A 17,803-nucleotide genomic window follows, 5' to 3' on the forward strand; every position below is an offset into this window, starting at 1 on the left:
GTCATATAAACACATAGAAACATAGTCCCGATAGCTATCGGGATTCTTTTAATCGTAAAAACATTTATTAGAAGAAAATAGTTTCCCACACATAGTTATATGTTTTAATAATAAACAGAAACGCCTTTCAAGACAAAGAAAAACTATGTTTCTATGTGTTAAAAAATAAATGCCAGCTATCTAAAACCAAAAATAATGCAGAAAACCACAACCAAAATATTTTTTATTAGCCTGTTATTGCTTTTCACAATAGGAATTTCGGCTCAAGAAAAAGACCGTAATGATTGGGAAAATCCAGAGGTATTTCAAATTAACAGAGAGCCAGCTCGTGCGGCTTTTCTTCCGTATGCAGATGAAACTTCTGTTATAATGGATAAATATGAAAACTCACCTTGGTATTTTTCTTTAAACGGAAAATGGAAATTTTCTTGGTCGCCAACACCAGACGAACGTCCGAAGGATTTTTATAAAACGGATTTCAGTACTTTACATTGGAAAGAACTTCAAGTGCCTTCTAATTGGGAGCTGAATGGTTACGGTGTGCCAATTTATACCAACATTACATATCCCTTTGAAAAAAAACCGCCTTTTATTAATCATTGGGACAATCCAGTTGGGTCTTATAAAAGAGATTTTGTGCTGCCAGAAAACTGGAACGGCCGACATGTCTTTCTTCATTTTGAAGCAGGAACTGCAGCTATGTATATTTGGGTGAACGGAGAAAAAGTAGGCTACACAGAAAACACCAAAAGTCCGGCAGAATTTGATATTTCGAAGTATTTAAAATCTGGAAAAAATGATTTAGCGATAGAAGTGTACAGATGGAGCGATGGTTCGTATCTAGAAGATCAAGACATGTGGCGACTTTCTGGTATTGATAGAAATGTGTATTTGTATAGTACAGATAATGTTCGTATTGCAGACTTTTTTGCTAAACCAGATTTAGATGCGAAATACAAAAACGGAAGTCTAAATGTAGATGTAAGTTTAAAAAATCTGACTTCAACTTCTGCTAACAACCAAAAATTAGTTGCAAAACTGGTTGATGCTTCTGGGAAAAATGTATTTGTAAAAGAATTGAATGTCAATTTAGAAGCGTCAAAAGTTCAGACTTTAAATTTTTCTCAAAATGTATCAAGCCCCAAATTATGGAGCAGTGAGACGCCTAATTTGTATACGTTGGTGCTGACTTTAAAAGATGCAAAAGGAAATATTGTAGAAACAGTTGGAACACAAATCGGATTTAGAAAAGTAGAATTAAAAGGTGGCCAATTATTGGTTAATGGAGTTCGATTGATGGTTCATGGCGTTAATATTCACGAACATAATCCAGAAACTGGACATTATCAGGACGAAGCGACGATGATGAAAGACATTAAAATGATGAAACAGCTGAATATTAATTCAGTTCGCTGCAGTCATTATCCGAACAATATTTTATGGGTAAAACTATGTAATAAATACGGTTTGTTTTTGGTGGATGAAGCTAATATCGAAAGTCATGGAATGGGAGTAGAGGGACAGCCTCTAATTTGGATGAATCCAAAAACGAATCCAGGTTATCTTCCAGAATGGAGAGAAGCGCATCTAGACAGAATTTACAGCCTTGTTGAAAGAGATAAAAATATGCCGTCTGTAATTATCTGGTCATTAGGAAATGAAAGCGCCAATGGACCTGTTTTTCACGAAGCATACAAATGGATCAAAAAAAGAGATAATTCTCGTTTGGTTCAGTTTGAACAAGCAAAAGAAAACGAAAATACTGATATCGTTTGTCCGATGTACCCAACAATTGAATACATGAAGGAATATGCGGCACGTAAAGAAGTTACACGCCCTTATATCATGTGTGAGTATTCGCATGCAATGGGAAATAGCAGCGGAAATTTTCAGGAGTATTGGGATATCATTCGCGGAAGCAAAAACATGCAAGGCGGATTTATTTGGGATTGGGTAGATCAGGGATTTTATGGAATTGATGAAGCAGGCCGTAAATACTGGACTTACGGTGGCGATATGGGAAGCCAGAATTACTTAAATGATGAAAACTTCTGTCACAACGGGTTGGTTTATGCTGATAGAACACCGCATCCTGGAGCTTTTGAAGTAAAAAAAGTATATCAGAATATCTTGTTTAAAGCTGTAGATATAAAGAACGGAATTATTGAAATCAATAATGATTTTGGGTTTACCAATCTGAACAAATACAATTTTAGATATGAAGTTTTAGAAAACGGAAAAGTAATTAAAGAAGGAATTTTGAATGTTGCTTTAGATCCGAAATCAAAAAAGCAATTTAAAATTGATTTACCAAAATTAGAGTCAAAAGAAGGAACAGAATATTTATTGAATGTTTTTGCTAGTACGAAAACTGGCTCAGAAATATTGCCTCAAAACTTTGAAATCGCAAAAGAACAATTTGTAATTGAAGACGGGAAGTATTTCGCAAAATCTGAAAATGGAAGTGCTGCAAAAGTACAAGATGAAAAAGATCAGTTTGTTTTGACTTCTGATAATGTAACCGTTAAAATCAGCAAATCGACTGGATTGATTTCGTATTACAGTTTAAAAGGCGAAGAATATTTCAAACAATATCCCGAACCTAATTTTTGGAGAGCTCCAACTGATAATGATATTGGAAACAAAATGCAGATTAGAACAAATGTGTGGAGAACTGCTGGAAAAAACACTTCGTTAGAAAGTATTCAGCAAAGTGAAGAAAATGGCAAAAAATATATCATTGCAAAATTAAAATTGAACGATGTTGCTTCCGATTATACGATCAAATATGCATTAGGAAATGATGGTGCTTTAGAAATTCAGGCTTCTTATAAAAAAGGAAATAATCCGGTTCCAGAATTACCGCGTTTCGGAATGATTTTCAGTTTAAAAAACAAACTAGAAAATCTGGATTATTACGGAAGAGGACCTTTAGAAAATTATCCTGACAGAAAAACATCGTCTCTAAAAGGAATTTATACTAGTAAAGTTGCAGACCAATATGTGCCTTATACACGCCCACAAGAAAATGGATACAAGACCGATATACGCTGGTTTAAATTATCAAGCAATTCAGGAAATGGCTTGGAAATAAAAGGTCTGCAACCTTTAGGAATAAGTACTTTAAATAATTATCCGAGTGATTTTGACGGAGGAATTTCTAAAAAGAATGTTCATTCCAGCGATATTACTCCTAGAAATGAAGTTGTAGTTTGTGTCGATTTAACTCAACGTGGATTAGGAGGTGACAACAGTTGGGGCGCACCGCCACACGAACAATATACTTTAACCCAAAGCGAATACAGCTACGGATTTGTCATTAAACCACTTTAAATAATTTTAGTTTTCAGTTTCAGTTTTCGGTCACAGTTAGGACTGAAAACTGAGACTGCGACTGAAGACTAATCAAATAAAAAAATGAGTAACACTACAAGTGGAAGATTAATTTCTTTAGATGCACTGCGCGGATTTGTGATGTTTTGGATCATGAGTGGCGAACATATTATTCATGCTCTGGCCAAAGTAGCTCCAATTCCTGTTTTTGTCTGGATGTCATCGCAACTGCATCATGCAGAATGGAATGGTATTACCTTCTATGATATGATTTTTCCTGTGTTTCTATTTGTTGCCGGCGTTTCGATGCCTTATTCTTTCGAAAAGAAAATGCAACTGGCTGGTGTTAAATCTCCAAATGATTTGCCTCCAACCGAAAAGCGAAAAATATATTTATCGATGTTGAAAAGAACCTTCATTTTATTGGTTTTAGGATTTGTAGTAAACGGATTATTACGATTTGATGGTTTTGACCAAACGCGTTTTGCAAGTGTTTTAGGAAGAATTGGACTGGCTTGGTTTTTTGCCGGAATCATCTTTTTAAATTTTGACTTTAAAAAACAATTAATCTGGTTCTTCGGAATCTTAATCGGCTATTATGCCGCAATGAAATGGATTCCAGTCCCAGATTTTGGAGCTGGAGTTTTAACCAAAGAAGGTTCATTAGAAGGCTACATTGATCGTCTGTTTTTACCAGGAAGATTGCACAGTACAGTTTACGATCCTGAAGGAATATTTTCAACTCTTCCCGCTATCGCAACTGCTTTATTAGGCGTTTTTATAGGAACATTTTTAAAAGCAAAATGCCCATTCTCTATAAATGTAAAATTGCTTTTAATGACCTTAACGGCAGTAGTTTTAATTAGTATAGGTTTGATTTGGGATATCAGTTTTCCAATCAACAAACATTTATGGACCAGTTCTTTTGTCTGTTTTGTTGGCGGATTTAGTATTTTGTTTTTTGTCTTTTTTTATGTGATAATCGATTTGTTTGGTTTTCATAAATGGGCATTTCCATTAATCTTAATTGGTTCCAATTCTATTTTAATTTATATCGCCGCAGAAGGTTTAGTCGATTTTAAACATACAGCAGATTATCTTTTTGGCGGACTTATACAATATACCTCGCTTAATTGGCAGCCTTTTTTTGTCGCATTATCCGTCACCATTGTGCAGCTTATTTTACTGTACTTTTTATATAAAAAGAAATGGTTTCTCAAGATTTGATAGCAATCAAATTTTAAAATACATTTTACTATCTAACCACACAATAACCACACAATTATGAATGTATTACAAACCGCAGATTACATTGTTTTCTTTATCTACTTTGTCATAGTTATTGCCTATGGAATGTATATTTACAGAAGCAAAAAAACTGCTGCAACGAGTTCTAACGAATATTTTTTAGCCGAAGGATCACTTACTTGGTGGGCAATTGGGGCTTCTTTAATTGCTTCTAATATTTCAGCAGAACATTTTATTGGTATGAGCGGTTCAGGTTTCGCCATCGGACTTGCTATTGCTTCTTATGAATGGATGTCGGCTGCTACATTAATTATTGTAGCAATGTTTATCTTACCCATTTATTTGAAGAATAAAATATTTACCATGCCTCAGTTTTTAGCCAAAAGATATAGCGGAACAGTGAGTACAATTATGGCTATTATTTGGTTGTTAATCTATGTCTTTGTTAACCTTACTTCAATAATTTATTTAGGTGCTTTAGCTATTTCTTCTATTGCTCCAATTAGCTTTCAGTTTTGTGTCATCGGTTTGAGTTTATTCTCGGTAATCGTAACATTGGGCGGTATGAAAGTAATTGGATACACAGATATGTTTCAGGTTATCGTTTTAATTCTCGGCGGATTAGTAACAACTTATTTGGCCTTAACATTGCTTTCAGATCAGTTTGGTTTTGGAAAAGATATTCTAAAAGCACTTTCGATTATTGCTGATGAAGCTCCAGGACATTTGCACATGATTCTAGAAGAATCAAATCCGCATTATAATGAATTGCCAGGAATGTCAGTTCTAGTTGGCGGAATGTTAATCAATAATCTGGCATATTGGGGATGTAACCAATATATTGTTCAAAGAGCTTTAGGAGCCGATTTAAAAACTGCGCGCAAAGGAATCTTATTTGCCGCTTTTCTAAAACTTTTAGTTCCAATTATTGCTGTTTTACCAGGAATCGCCATGTTTGTAATGCACGAAAACGGAATGTTTCAACAAGAAATGGTAGATGCAGCTGGAGTTTTAAAACCAGATCACGCATATCCAACATTAATGAATTTACTTCCGGCAGGATTAAAAGGAGTAGCCTTAGCCGCTTTAACTGCTGCCATTGTAGCTTCTTTGGCAGGAAAAGCCAATAGTATTTCGACTATTTTTTCTTTAGATATTTATAAAAAATATTTCAACTCGCAGGCATCAGAAAAGAAATTAGTTCGTACAGGAAGATGGTGCGTTGTTGTATGTATGATTATAGCAGCTTTTGTTGCTCCTGCATTAAAATCATTAGATCAAGCGTATCAATTTATTCAAGAATACGTTGGATTCTTTTCGCCAGGAGTGTTAGCGATTTTCTTGTTGGGAATGTTCTGGAAAAAAACAACTCCAGCAGCAGGACTTGCAGGAGCATTATTAACCGTACCTTTTGCTGCAGTTTTGAAATTTTTACCCATGTGGACAGATGGCGTTTTTCCAGATTATCCTTTCTTAGACAGAATGACTATTGTTTTCTTCATAATTGTTTTAATAATGGTGGGAATAAGTGTGGTAAACCCCGTTTCTGAAGAAGAAGTAGAAAATCACGCTATAGAAGTTGATAATGCTATGTTTAAAGTATCGTCAGAGTTTATAATTGGGTCTTTTATTATCTGTGGAATATTGGTGGCTTTGTATACTGTCTTCTGGTAATTTATGTTTTGCCACGAAGACACAAAGGCTCAAAATTTTATTGCCACAGATTATTAAGATTAAAAAGGATTTTTTTTCACGCAGATTCTGCGAAATCTGCTTAAATCTTTCTAAATCTGCGTGAAAAAAATTAGAAATACTATCGCGAATAAAAATTTAAATAATAACTAATGAAAAGAAATTTTGTAATTGTACTTTTTATTTTTTGTGTTTCCTTAACCGTTTCAGCACAGAAAGTATTTGAAATTAAAAAATACGGCGCTGTTGGAGATGGAAAAACGTTGAATACAAAAGCAATCCAAAAAGCAATTGATGCTGCTAATAAAAACAAGGGCGGAAAGGTTGTTTTTTCTAAAGGAACTTTCTTGTCTGGAAGTATTGTTTTGAAAAATGATGTCGAATTGTTTTTTGAAGATGGAGCGATTTTGCTAGGAAGCACCAATCCAGACGATTATCCAAAATATGAAGGAATTAGAGCTTTTATTATTGCTAATCAATCCAAAAATATTGCGGTAAATGGAAAGGGAATTATCGATGGACAAGGAAGAGAATTGGCTTTAGCAATAGACAGTCTGCATCATACAGGAGTTCGAATTGATCCGAAATACAATTACAGAAGAATGCGTCCTGAAGATGGGAGAGGAAAACTGATTTCGTTTGTAAAATGCGATTCGATTACCATGACGCAAATTACATTAAAAAATAGCCCAGGCTGGACAATGTGTTTTAGAGAATGTAAAAACATTGCAATTGATTTTATGAAAGTGGAAAGCCGAGCGTATTGGAACAATGACGGAATTGACCTTGACGGCTGCGAGAATGCCCGAATTACCAATTGTAATGTAAACGCTGCAGATGACGGTATTTGTTTAAAATCTGAAGTTCCGGGATTGCACAATAACAATATTTACATCGGAAATTGTACGATAAGATCTAGTGCAAATGCAGTGAAATTTGGGACAGGTTCTTACGGAAGTTTCAAAAATGTGACCATTGAAAACATTAAAGTTTTTGATACTTTCAGATCAGCAGTTGCGATTGAATCTGTTGATGGTGCTGAGATTGAAAATATCAAAGTTTCTGATATTACAGCCCTAAATACTGGAAACGCAATATTGATTCGTTTAGGTCACAGAAATGGAGATAAACCAGGTTATATTAAAAATGTATCGGTTAAAAATGTAAAAGTACAAGTTCCCTTTGGCCGTCCAGACATTGATTACGATATGCGCGGACCAGAAGTCGATTATTTCCATAATCCGTTTCCTTCTTCTATTGCAGGAATTCCAGGGCATTTGATAGAAAATGTGACTTTAGAAAATATCGAAATCATTTATCCAGGAAGAGCTTCAAAAGGAATGGCATATCATCCGTTAAGCAGGCTAAAAGATGTAAAAGAAAACATTAATGGATATCCTGAATTTACCATGTTTGGTGAATTGCCTTCTTGGGGATTTTATGTGCGTCACGTAAACGGAATCGAAATGAAGAATATAAAACTGATTTTAGATAAGGAAGATTTTCGTCCAGCCTTTGTTTTTGATGATGTAAAAAATCTGACAATGAAAGCTATTGATGTTCCTTCGGATAAAATCAATCAGATTGTTTTTAAAGATGTTTTATCAAGCAATCTGGACAGCGAATCTTTAAAACGAAAAATCGAACCAGAACAAAATAAATTTGAATTACCAGCACATTAGTGGTTTGCCACGAAGGCACAAAGGCACAAAGTTTTTTTGCCACAGATTATAAAATCTGCGTGAAATAAAAATTTAAAGAAAAAAACTTAGTGCCTTTGAGTCTTTGTGGCATTAAAAAAAATAAAAAACATGAAAAAGAAATCTATAATCGCGATCCTAATTTTCTGTATTTCCTTAACAATTTCTGCGCAGAAAATCTACGACGTTAAAAAATACGGAGCAAAAGGAGACGGTAAAACCAACGACGCGGCAGCTATTCAAAAAGCAATTGATGCTTGTAGTAAAACAGGCGGAAGAGTTTTAATTCCAGCACCATTTACCTTTTTGGCGGGACCAATTGATGTAAAATCAAAAGTAGATTTGCATATCGAAGCCGGAGCAAAATTATTAGCAAGTCCAGATGAGAAACTGTACACCAAAAGTGCTTTTAGAACCAATCCAGGCGAAGGAACGATTTGGATCGGAGGAGAAAATATAGAAGATTTTACCATTAGCGGAAGCGGCAAAATAGACGGAAACGGAATTTCTTTTATGGGAGCAGAGGAAGATGATGCCTATGTTTTAAAACCGTTTAATGTATTAGATCCAAGACCGCACGTTTTAACAATTATTGGAGGAAAAAATATCAGAATCAAAGATGTTCATATCGGAAATTCAGCTTATTGGACTGTGCATTTAATTGGCTGTAATGATGTTGTAATCAGCGGAATTACTTTATTGAACAGCTTAAAAGTCCGTAACAGTGATGGAATTGATTTAGACCATTCTAAAAATGTTAGAATCAGTGATTGTTATATCGAAAGCGGTGATGATTGCATTTGTTTAAAAAACAGAAGAGAATTTGAAGAATTTGGTGCTTGCGAAAATATTACAGTAACCAATTGTACCATGACAAGCAGCAGTTGTGCTATTAAAATAGGTTCAGAAAATATGGATGCTATCAGACAAGTGGTTATTAATAATTGCATCATTAAAAATAGTAATCGCGCTTTAGGTATTCAAAATCGTGATGAAGGTACGGTAAGCGACGTTATTTTTTCTAATATTATTATCGAAAGTAAATTAAACACTGATACTTGGTGGGGAAAAGCAGAACCGATTTATGTAACAGCTTTTAGCAGAGCAAAAGGAAACCATAAAGACGCAAATTGGCGTTTTCCAAAAGGGTCGACAGAAGGTAAGGTGGGAGAAATTAAGAATATCTATTTCTCGAATATTCAGTGTACAGGAGAAAATGGTGTGTTTGTAAGCGGAGAATCAAAAGATAAAATCAAGAACATTGTTTTTGATAATGTTAGCGTTTACATGGATAAAACGACTTCTTTCCCTGGCGGATTATATGACAGACGTCCTGCAAATGTGGAAGGTTTTGTAAAAGGAAGCACTTCGGGTTTTTATTTTGATACTGCCGAAAGTATAAAAGTTCAGAATTGCACGGTTCAATGGGGAAAAAACAAACCAGATTATTATAAATATGCTGTAGAAAGTAAAAATGTTGATATTTTAAAAGTGGTTAATTTAGATGGAGAATCAGCTTTTCCAAATAAATATGAGGCCGTTAAAAAGTGACGTAATCTTGTAGAAAAATTATAAGTGTAAAATTCACAATAAATTTTTGTAAAGTGATACTTTTCAAACTTTCAGCATAGCGTTTAGAATGATTAATTAATATATTGCAAGTATATTCTCAATATAAAAACAGTACAATGAAAAGAAATGTAATTTCAACATTATTCATAAGTGGTTTACTATTTAGTAGTATTTATGGAAATGCCCAAAAAGCGACTTTAGAAGTTGATGCTTCAAAAACGATTACTAAAATTCAGCCAACAATGTTCGGTTTGTTTTTTGAAGACATCAATTTTGCCGCAGATGGTGGACTTTATGCCGAAATGATTAAAAACAGATCCTTTGAATTTGAAAAACCTTTAATGGGATGGGAGCAACCTAAATCGAACAGGTCTTCTATGAATAAGGAATCTGGAATGGCCGTACCTGTAAACATAGCTTCAAATAATACTAATTTTTGCAGAGTTGAGATTAATAATGATAAAGGCTACGCTTTAATAAACGAAGGTTTCAGAGGAATGGGAGTGAAGAAAGATGCTAAATACAATCTTTCTTTAAAAGCTGCGAATCATAATGGAGCAATAAAAAAAATTATTGTTCAATTAATAGATAAAGATCAAAAGGTAATTGGAGAAACGAGCATTGTTCCAAAATCAGATCAATGGACGAATTATACAGCACAGCTTATTGGTACTCAAACAGAAGCAAAAGCAAAATTAAAACTAACTTTTGAAGGAACGGGAATTATTGATTTAGACATGATTTCGCTTTTTCCTGAAGATACTTGGAAAGGCAGAAAAAACGGACTTAGAAAAGATCTTGTACAGCTTTTGTATGATGTAAAACCTGGATTTTTGCGTTTTCCAGGAGGTTGTATTGTAGAAGGTAGAACACTTTCAGATCGTTACCAATGGAAAAAATCGGTTGGGAATGTGGAAGAAAGAAAAACGATGATGAATCGTTGGAATGTCGAATTCAACCACAAGCAAACTCCAGATTATTTTCAAAGTTTTGGATTAGGGTTTTACGAGTACTTTCAGCTTTCAGAAGATATTGGTGCAGAACCGCTACCTATTTTAAGTTGCGGAATGGCTTGTCAATACAATACAGGAGAATTAGCTCAAATGGATGAATTAGATCCATACGTTCAAGATGCTTTAGATTTGATCGAATTTGCTAATGGTGCAGTTACTACAAATTGGGGAAAAATCCGTTCAGACATGGGACATCCAAAACCATTTAATTTAAAATATATCGGAGTTGGCAATGAACAATGGGGACCTGCTTACATTGAAAGATATAAAGTTTTTGAACAAGCCATAAAAGCAAAATATCCTAACATTATTATTGTGTCTGGAAGCGGACCTTCTCCAAAAGGCGAACATTTTGATTATGCAATGCAAGAACTTAAAAAACTTAACGCAGAACTGATAGACGAACATTATTACGAAAGTCCGAAATGGTTTAGAGAAAATGCAGGACGTTACGATAATTATGATAGAAAAGGGCCAAAAATATTTGCAGGAGAATATGCTGCACAAAGTGTTTCTGGAGCAAACCCAAATAATAGAAATAATTGGGAATGTGCTTTCTCTGAAGCTGCTTTTATGACAGGTTTAGAAAGAAATGCAGAAGTTGTTCAGTTAACTTCTTACGCACCTTTGATGGCGCATGAAGATGCTTGGCAATGGACACCAGATATGATTTGGTTTAATAATCTGCAATCTTACGGATCAGCCAATTATTATGTACAGCAATTGTTTTCGACCAATAAAGGAACAGATTTATTAAGCATTACAAAAGACGGAAAAGCGTTAATTGGTCAGAATGATTTGTACGCATCGGCGGTAAAAGACGCAAACAGCAAAGAAATTATTATAAAATTGGTCAATACTGCAGCATCAAGCCAAGAAGTGAATATTGATTTAAAAGGTGCAAAATTAAGTACGAAAGGAACAATAATAAGATTGGCAAGTGCAAGTACACAAGATGAAAATACTTTTGCAGAACCTAAAAAAATTACACCAAAAGAGAGTGAATACAAAGTGATAAAAGGAAAACAAGATTTAAATCTTCCTGCTTATTCGGTAACGGTTTTAAAATTGAAAATGAACTAATTAATTGTAAATTATCGATTGCAAATTATTAATAAAAATACCATGAGATATCACTTTTTAAAAAAGGGTTTTATATTTATTTCTGCCATTACTGGATTTTTTGGTTATTCACAGGATTTAAAATTACAATATAATCAGCCTGCTGTTGAGTGGACAGAAGCTTTGCCAATAGGAAATGGTACGCTTGGGGCAATGGTTTTTGGAAGGGTCGATTCTGAATTAATTCAACTCAATGAAGCTACTTTGTGGAGCGGCGGACCTGTACAGAAAAATATGAATCCAGATGCATTTAAAAACTTGGCATTAATTAGAGAAGCATTAAAAAATGAAGATTTTGAAAAGGCAAATGAATTGACTAAAAACATGCAGGGAGCTTATAGCGAAAGCTTTATGCCTTTAGGAGATCTGATTCTAAAACAGGATTTTGGCGGGAAGAAGACAGATTCTTATAACAGAAGTCTTGACATTCAAACAGGATTAGCTGTAACCAATTTTAAAGTTGACGGTGTATATTACAAAAGAGAAATCTTCGCATCAGCGCCTGCACAATGTATTGTGATAAAACTTTCTGCAGATCAGTTAAAAAAACTTTCTATTGCAATTGATGCTTCAAGTCTTTTAAAAAATCAGAAAGTAGTTCAAAATCAATCTTTGGTTTTAAAAGGTAAAGCACCTTCTCATTCAGATCCAAGTTATATTGATTATAATAAAGAGCCTGTTGTTTATGAAGACGCATCGGGATGTAGAGGAATGCGTTTTGAATTGATTATTAAACCAATTGTAAAAGATGGAGAAATAACTTCTGAAGGAAATAGATTAGTTATAAAAAATGCATCTGAAATACTGCTTTTTGTTTCGGCAGCGACAAGCTTTAATGGATTTGATAAATGTCCAGACAGTCAAGGAAAAGATGAACATCAATTTGCTGAAACTCCAATTAAAAAAGCTAGTGCTAAGAAATATGATGTTTTATTTAAAGAACATAAAGCCGATTTTCAAAAATTCTTTAACCGAATTTCATTGCAATTAAATGTAAACGAAACCAATAAATCTAATTTGCCAACCGATATACGATTAGAACAATATGCAAAAGGTGAAAAAGATGCTGGACTGGAAGCTTTATTTTTTCAATACGGCCGTTATTTATTAATTTCTTCTTCGCGTACACACAACGCACCAGCAAACTTACAAGGAATTTGGAATAATAAACTTCGTGCGCCTTGGAGCAGCAATTATACGACCAACATTAATCTACAGATGAATTATTGGCCAGTAGAATCAGGAAATCTGTCTGAAATGTTTTTTCCGTTAGACGAATTCATTAATAATGTTTCTATAACAGGAGCAGAAACAGCCAAAAGTTATTACCATGAAAATGGCTGGGTTTTGCATCATAACTCAGATATCTGGGCAATGACAAATCCGGTAGGCGATTTTGGAAAAGGAGATCCAATGTGGGCAAATTGGTATATGGGTGCCAATTGGTTGAGCAGACATTTGTGGGAACATTATCAATATACGGGCGATTTAACGTATCTTAAAAAAGTATATCCAATAATGAAAGGAGCTGCAGAGTTTAGTTTAGAATGGCTTCAAAAAGATAAAAATGGTTATTTGGTAACGATGCCTTCTACTTCTCCAGAAAATATATTTTATTATGATGGAAAAAAGAAAGGAACTGTAACAACAGCTTCTACAATGGACATTGGAATTATAAAAGATTTATTCGAAAATACAATTGAGGCTTCTAAAATTTTAAATACAGATGTTGATTTCAGAAAAACTGTAAGTAAAGCAGAAGAGCAATTATTGCCATTTCAAATAGGAAGCAAAGGACAACTGTTAGAATGGTATAAAGATTTTGAAGAAGAAGATCCACATCATAGGCATACTTCTCATTTGTATGCTTTGCATCCTGCTAATTTGATTTCTCCATTAAAAACCCCTGAGTTAGCAAACGCTGCAAAGAAAACGCTAGAACTTCGCGGAGACGACGGAACAGGCTGGAGCTTGGCTTGGAAAGTAAATATGTGGGCAAGACTTTTAGATGGAAATCATGCTTATCAATTATTCAAAAATCAGTTGCGATTAACAAAGGAAAATAACACAGAATATAATAGACACGGAGGTTGTTATCCGAATCTTTTTGATGCGCATCCGCCATTTCAAATTGATGGAAATTTTGCAGGAACAGCTGGTGTAATCGAAATGTTAATGCAGAGTCAGAATCAAGAAATTCATTTGCTTCCTGCTTTGCCAGATGCTTGGACAGATGGCGAAATTAAAGGTATTAAAGCAAAAGGAAATTTCTCTGTAGATATAAATTGGAAAGATGGGAAAATGAGTAAGACGAAAATTGTATCTAATAACGGAGGAACTTGCACTGTAAGAGCTGCAGAACCATTTGTGATAGATAAGCTGAATATTAAAAGCAAAAAATCAACTATTGGTTACACTGCCGTATTTGCTACTAAAAAAGGAATCTCTTACAGTATTACACCAGAAAAACAGTAATATTTTTATTTGGTTTGTTTAAAAAGCTGCTCTCTTTTGTGAGAGTGGCTTTTTGTTTTATAATTTTAAAAGGAAAATCTCCCAGTTTCTTAAAGGGGAAACGGGGAGATAATCAAAAATAAAAAAAAACACAATTTTTAGAACGAGTATCTCAAGCCAAGCTGACCTTGGAATCTTGAAGCTAATTGATCTACAGTATAAGGTGAAGTAGTCGGTTTTTGGAAAGTGTAAGTTGGATCGCCTGTAGCAACTCCGCCTAAGTTTCCTGATTTTGTTAAACCAAGACTTGCTGTTGAATTATAAGTGTTAGGAACAAAATAACTTCTTCCCCAATCTTTGTTGATAAGGTTTCCGATATTTGCCATGCTGAAAGAAATTTGGAAAGTTCCTACTTTAGTAACCTTAATTTCATCCATTAATTTTAAATCAGCTTGAATGTTCCAAGGAGTTGTATCTCCATTTCTTTGTGTAAATGTTCCTCTACGGCTTTTTAAATAATCATTTCCGTTGATGAAAGCTTCATAATCTGCAACTTGTTGCGCTGCTGTTGCAGATGGAACTCCTGCAGAATTTACTCCAATATATTTTGCTGCTTCTGCTGCATCTTTAAAGATATAAGCTAAACCTGCTGCTTGTCCTGTTCCAGCAATTGTTGAGTTAACAAATCCCCAAGAAAACGGATTTCCAGATTGTGCATTGAAATACACGTTAGCAGATAAAGTATTGTTTGGAGCAACTTTTACGCCGTAACCTACATTAGAAACGATTCTGTGCTTAATATTAAAGTTAGAAGTCGCTAACTGTGGATTATTTGGAGTTAAAGATTGGTTCATTTGGAAGTTACTTTCCATAGAGTTACGAATTCCGTTTGTGATATCACGTGAATCTCCGTAAGTATAAGCCACCATAAAGTTGAAACCGAAATCGTAAGTTTTAGAAATCATTTCAGTAATGCTGTAACGGTATCCTTTATTTGTGTTTGATAACAAATATGCATTTGAAAAAGCTGAGTTTATGTTTGCAGCATAAATTGGCATTTCGTGTTTTGTATCGTAAGAGAAATAAGTAGGATTATCTGTTTTATTTACTTGTTGAAACTCTAAGTCACGAATTACTTTTGTGTACATACCTTCAAGAGTAAATTTGTATCCGTCAATCGTTTTATCAAAAGCCAATGAGTTTCTTAAAACAGCAGGCATTTTAAATTTATTGTCAATTAAATCGGCTTGTACTTTTGGTGTAGCATCATGGTAACCGTTAAGTCCGCCAGTTGCTAAAGGATCTCCAGCAGCTGCAACCTGAGCAGCAGTTAAATTGTTTTTGTCATAACTTCCGTATCCAACACCATCATTGTAATAAGCATATCCTAACCATGCAAACGGAATTCTTCCTGTAAATACACCAGAACCACCTCTAATAACAAATGTTTTATCATCGTCTACATTATAAGTAAATCCAATTCTAGGAGAAACTAATGCTGAACTAAAGAAGTTGTTTTTAATTTGATTCAACGGAGTATAAGTATATGTGGTTCCGTAGTTTGGATCTTCAGGAGAGTTTTGTACTTGCTCGCTTAATTTTGGTTTGTTTGGCAAATCTGTATAATCAATACGAATACCTGGAACTACTTTTAATTTGTCTCCAACTCTAATTTCGTCTTGAACGTAAGCGCTATACATGTTTATTTTGAATTTAGCATACGGATTATTGAAGATTTCGTCTCTTGTAGAACCATCAAAAGGATAAGTTCCACGAACACGAGTAGGAAGTTTATTGAAGAAATCTGCAAGAGATTTGTATGAAACTCTTCCGTTAAGTGCATTTACGAAACCATAGTTGATATCGTAAAACTCATTGTGAGTACCAAATAAGAAAGTGTGATTTCCTGTTTTATAAGTAAGGTTGTCTGTAATCTCAGCAGTATTTTGCTTCATATTGAAAACAGTTGCTTCACGATCGTTTCCTAAGAAAATAGTTCCTCCATTATAACCAATTTCTGTTTGAGGAAACATGATATTATTAGATTTTGGATCACGATAATCTTTTATTGCCGAATAACTTGCAATAAATGAGTTAGACCATTGGCTATTGAAATGCGTCTTTAATTCTAAAACCGTACTGATAGCTTGGTTTTTCTGAGTAAAGTCCATACTTGCAAATCTAAAGTTTGCAGCATCGCGCTCTAAGTTTGTAGCCTGAGAAATTACAGTATTGTTTCTTAACGAAAGGGAGTTTTTCTCATTGATTTTCCAATCAATCTTATTGAAGAATTTTTGGCTTTTAGAGAAGTTATTGTAAGAACCGTAAGTTCCTGGATCAAACCCATAGTTTGATTTTACGAATTGTGAAATTTGCTCTGCAGTAGCATTATCTACTAATGAAGTTAATTTTCCGTTAGAATCTGTTGAACCAGCATTATAAAAAACAGGATCTGTTCTTTCTGCATATTCCATATTAGTAAAGAAGAACAATTTATCTTTAATAATTGGCAATCCTAATCTAAAACCTACTTGGTAATCTCCAAAAGAACTTGGCATTTTAGAACCGTCACCAGCATTGTTAGGACCAGTTATAGCAGCACTTCTTCCGTAACTGTAAATAGATCCGCTCACAGTATTTGTTCCGCTTCTTGTTACAGCATTTACACTTCCTCCTAAAAAGTTTCCTAATTTAATATCGTAAGGAGCAATATAAACCTGAATATCTTGAATTGCATCTAAACTGATAGAATTTGAACGTGTACTGCTTCCTGGCATTCCAGAAGTTCCAGATTGACCACCCAAAGAAGGGCTAAATCCGATGGCATCATTATTTATAGAACCGTCAATTGTAACGTTGTTGTATCTAAAGTTGGTACCGGCAAAAGAGTTGTTAGAACTTTGAGGAACAAGTTTTGTAACATCCTGAATTCCTCTATTAATTAAAGGAAGCGAGTTTACTTGTTTTTCATTAATGCTTGTACCATTGTTTTTAGAAGAAGGTTTAGAACTTGTAATAACCACTTCTTCTAATACATTGTTATCTGCTTTTCCAACTACTATTGTTGGTAAATCATTTTCGCCAAGAGCTAGATAAATATTTGCATTTGAGTAATCTTTGGTGTCGTTACCTTTTATTTCTAATTCGTAAGGGCCACCAGCATTTAAGTTTTCGAAGCTAAAACGACCAGATTTGTCTGTTGTCGCTCTGTAAACTGCATTTGTAGGTAAATGTGTTAAAGTAACTTCTGCACCTATAACTGCAGTAGTTCCATCATTGACTTTTGCAGACAACGATGAAGTTGTAATCTGTGCAAAAATACTTCCTGCGGTAAGGAGCATTAAAGCCGAAAAAAAGAGTTTTAGTTTTGTCATGTTATTTATTAGTTTTTATCCACGACAAATAAACTCTCTTTACTTTGATTCGATTTAAGGCTTATGTTAACGAAAAATCAAAAAACAATTCTTTGTTAATTTAAGATAACGAAGATGTTATTTAATAAAAAAACGGCTATCGCTTTAAAATCAAGCAGTTTCTCTCACATCCCATAAAACAAGGTATTAGAGATAGATTTAAACAAGATTAGAGATAGATTAGAGTATTATGTAAATGTTACGAAGAGCAGAAAAGCTATTTTTAAGACCAAGAAAAATCTTTGATTTTTATTTC

8 protein-coding genes are annotated in these 17,803 nt (G+C 34.2%); 7 read left to right on the forward strand and 1 reads right to left on the reverse strand.

Annotation, left to right across the window (positions count from 1 at the left end; translation table 11 throughout):
- Nucleotides 1–195 precede the first annotated feature (195 nt).
- The 7 genes from lacZ (at nucleotide 196) to AC1Q5Z_RS22560 (ending at nucleotide 14,155) form a co-directional block, all read left to right on the forward strand.
- Nucleotides 196–3,333, forward strand: coding sequence for a beta-galactosidase, LacZ type (gene lacZ, locus AC1Q5Z_RS22530; RefSeq protein ID WP_492446928.1), 3,138 nt, complete (start codon nucleotides 196–198; stop codon nucleotides 3,331–3,333).
- An 84-nt stretch (nucleotides 3,334–3,417) separates the two neighbouring features.
- The gene (locus AC1Q5Z_RS22535; RefSeq protein ID WP_492446930.1) at nucleotides 3,418–4,560 is read left to right on the forward strand and encodes an acyltransferase family protein; all 1,143 of its coding nucleotides are present in this window, start codon (nucleotides 3,418–3,420) and stop codon (nucleotides 4,558–4,560) included.
- Nucleotides 4,561–4,617: 57 nt separating this feature from the next.
- Entirely contained in the window at nucleotides 4,618–6,255 is a 1,638-nt protein-coding gene (locus tag AC1Q5Z_RS22540) for a sodium/sugar symporter (RefSeq protein ID WP_492446932.1), read from the forward strand.
- Nucleotides 6,256–6,425: 170 nt separating this feature from the next.
- Nucleotides 6,426–7,955 (forward strand): glycoside hydrolase family 28 protein, encoded by a 1,530-nt coding sequence (locus AC1Q5Z_RS22545; protein WP_492446934.1) that lies wholly within the window; start codon nucleotides 6,426–6,428, stop codon nucleotides 7,953–7,955.
- Nucleotides 7,956–8,084: 129 nt separating this feature from the next.
- The gene (locus tag AC1Q5Z_RS22550; protein WP_492446936.1) at nucleotides 8,085–9,524 is read left to right on the forward strand and encodes a glycoside hydrolase family 28 protein; all 1,440 of its coding nucleotides are present in this window, start codon (nucleotides 8,085–8,087) and stop codon (nucleotides 9,522–9,524) included.
- 137 nt (nucleotides 9,525–9,661) lie between these two features.
- A complete protein-coding gene (locus AC1Q5Z_RS22555; protein WP_492446938.1) occupies nucleotides 9,662–11,641 on the forward strand; it encodes an alpha-L-arabinofuranosidase family protein in 1,980 nt (659 codons plus the stop codon).
- Nucleotides 11,642–11,683: 42 nt separating this feature from the next.
- Nucleotides 11,684–14,155: a glycoside hydrolase family 95 protein gene (locus tag AC1Q5Z_RS22560; RefSeq protein ID WP_492446940.1), complete on the forward strand. Its 2,472-nt coding sequence runs from the start codon at nucleotides 11,684–11,686 to the stop codon at nucleotides 14,153–14,155.
- Between the two features lie 137 nt (nucleotides 14,156–14,292).
- Here the strand turns inward: AC1Q5Z_RS22560 and AC1Q5Z_RS22565 are convergent, their stop codons facing one another.
- Nucleotides 14,293–17,508, reverse strand: a complete 3,216-nt coding sequence (locus AC1Q5Z_RS22565) for a TonB-dependent receptor (protein ID WP_286971724.1) — start codon at nucleotides 17,506–17,508, stop codon at nucleotides 14,293–14,295.
- Nucleotides 17,509–17,803: the final 295 nt, after the last annotated feature.

Source organism: Flavobacterium sp. GW823-FHT06G12, assembly GCF_058794775.1.

What these genes read in the sequence shown, in the direction of transcription:
- AC1Q5Z_RS22555 (WP_492446938.1), top strand. Translation starts at nt 9,662, where the DNA reads ATGAAAAGAAATGTAATTTCAACATTATTCATAAGTGGTTTACTATTT.
- lacZ (WP_492446928.1), top strand. Translation starts at nt 196, where the DNA reads ATGCAGAAAACCACAACCAAAATATTTTTTATTAGCCTGTTATTGCTT.
- AC1Q5Z_RS22535 (WP_492446930.1), top strand. Translation starts at nt 3,418, where the DNA reads ATGAGTAACACTACAAGTGGAAGATTAATTTCTTTAGATGCACTGCGC.
- AC1Q5Z_RS22540 (WP_492446932.1), top strand. Translation starts at nt 4,618, where the DNA reads ATGAATGTATTACAAACCGCAGATTACATTGTTTTCTTTATCTACTTT.
- AC1Q5Z_RS22560 (WP_492446940.1), top strand. Translation starts at nt 11,684, where the DNA reads ATGAGATATCACTTTTTAAAAAAGGGTTTTATATTTATTTCTGCCATT.
- AC1Q5Z_RS22545 (WP_492446934.1), top strand. Translation starts at nt 6,426, where the DNA reads ATGAAAAGAAATTTTGTAATTGTACTTTTTATTTTTTGTGTTTCCTTA.
- AC1Q5Z_RS22565 (WP_286971724.1), bottom strand. Translation starts at nt 17,508, where the DNA reads ATGACAAAACTAAAACTCTTTTTTTCGGCTTTAATGCTCCTTACCGCA.
- AC1Q5Z_RS22550 (WP_492446936.1), top strand. Translation starts at nt 8,085, where the DNA reads ATGAAAAAGAAATCTATAATCGCGATCCTAATTTTCTGTATTTCCTTA.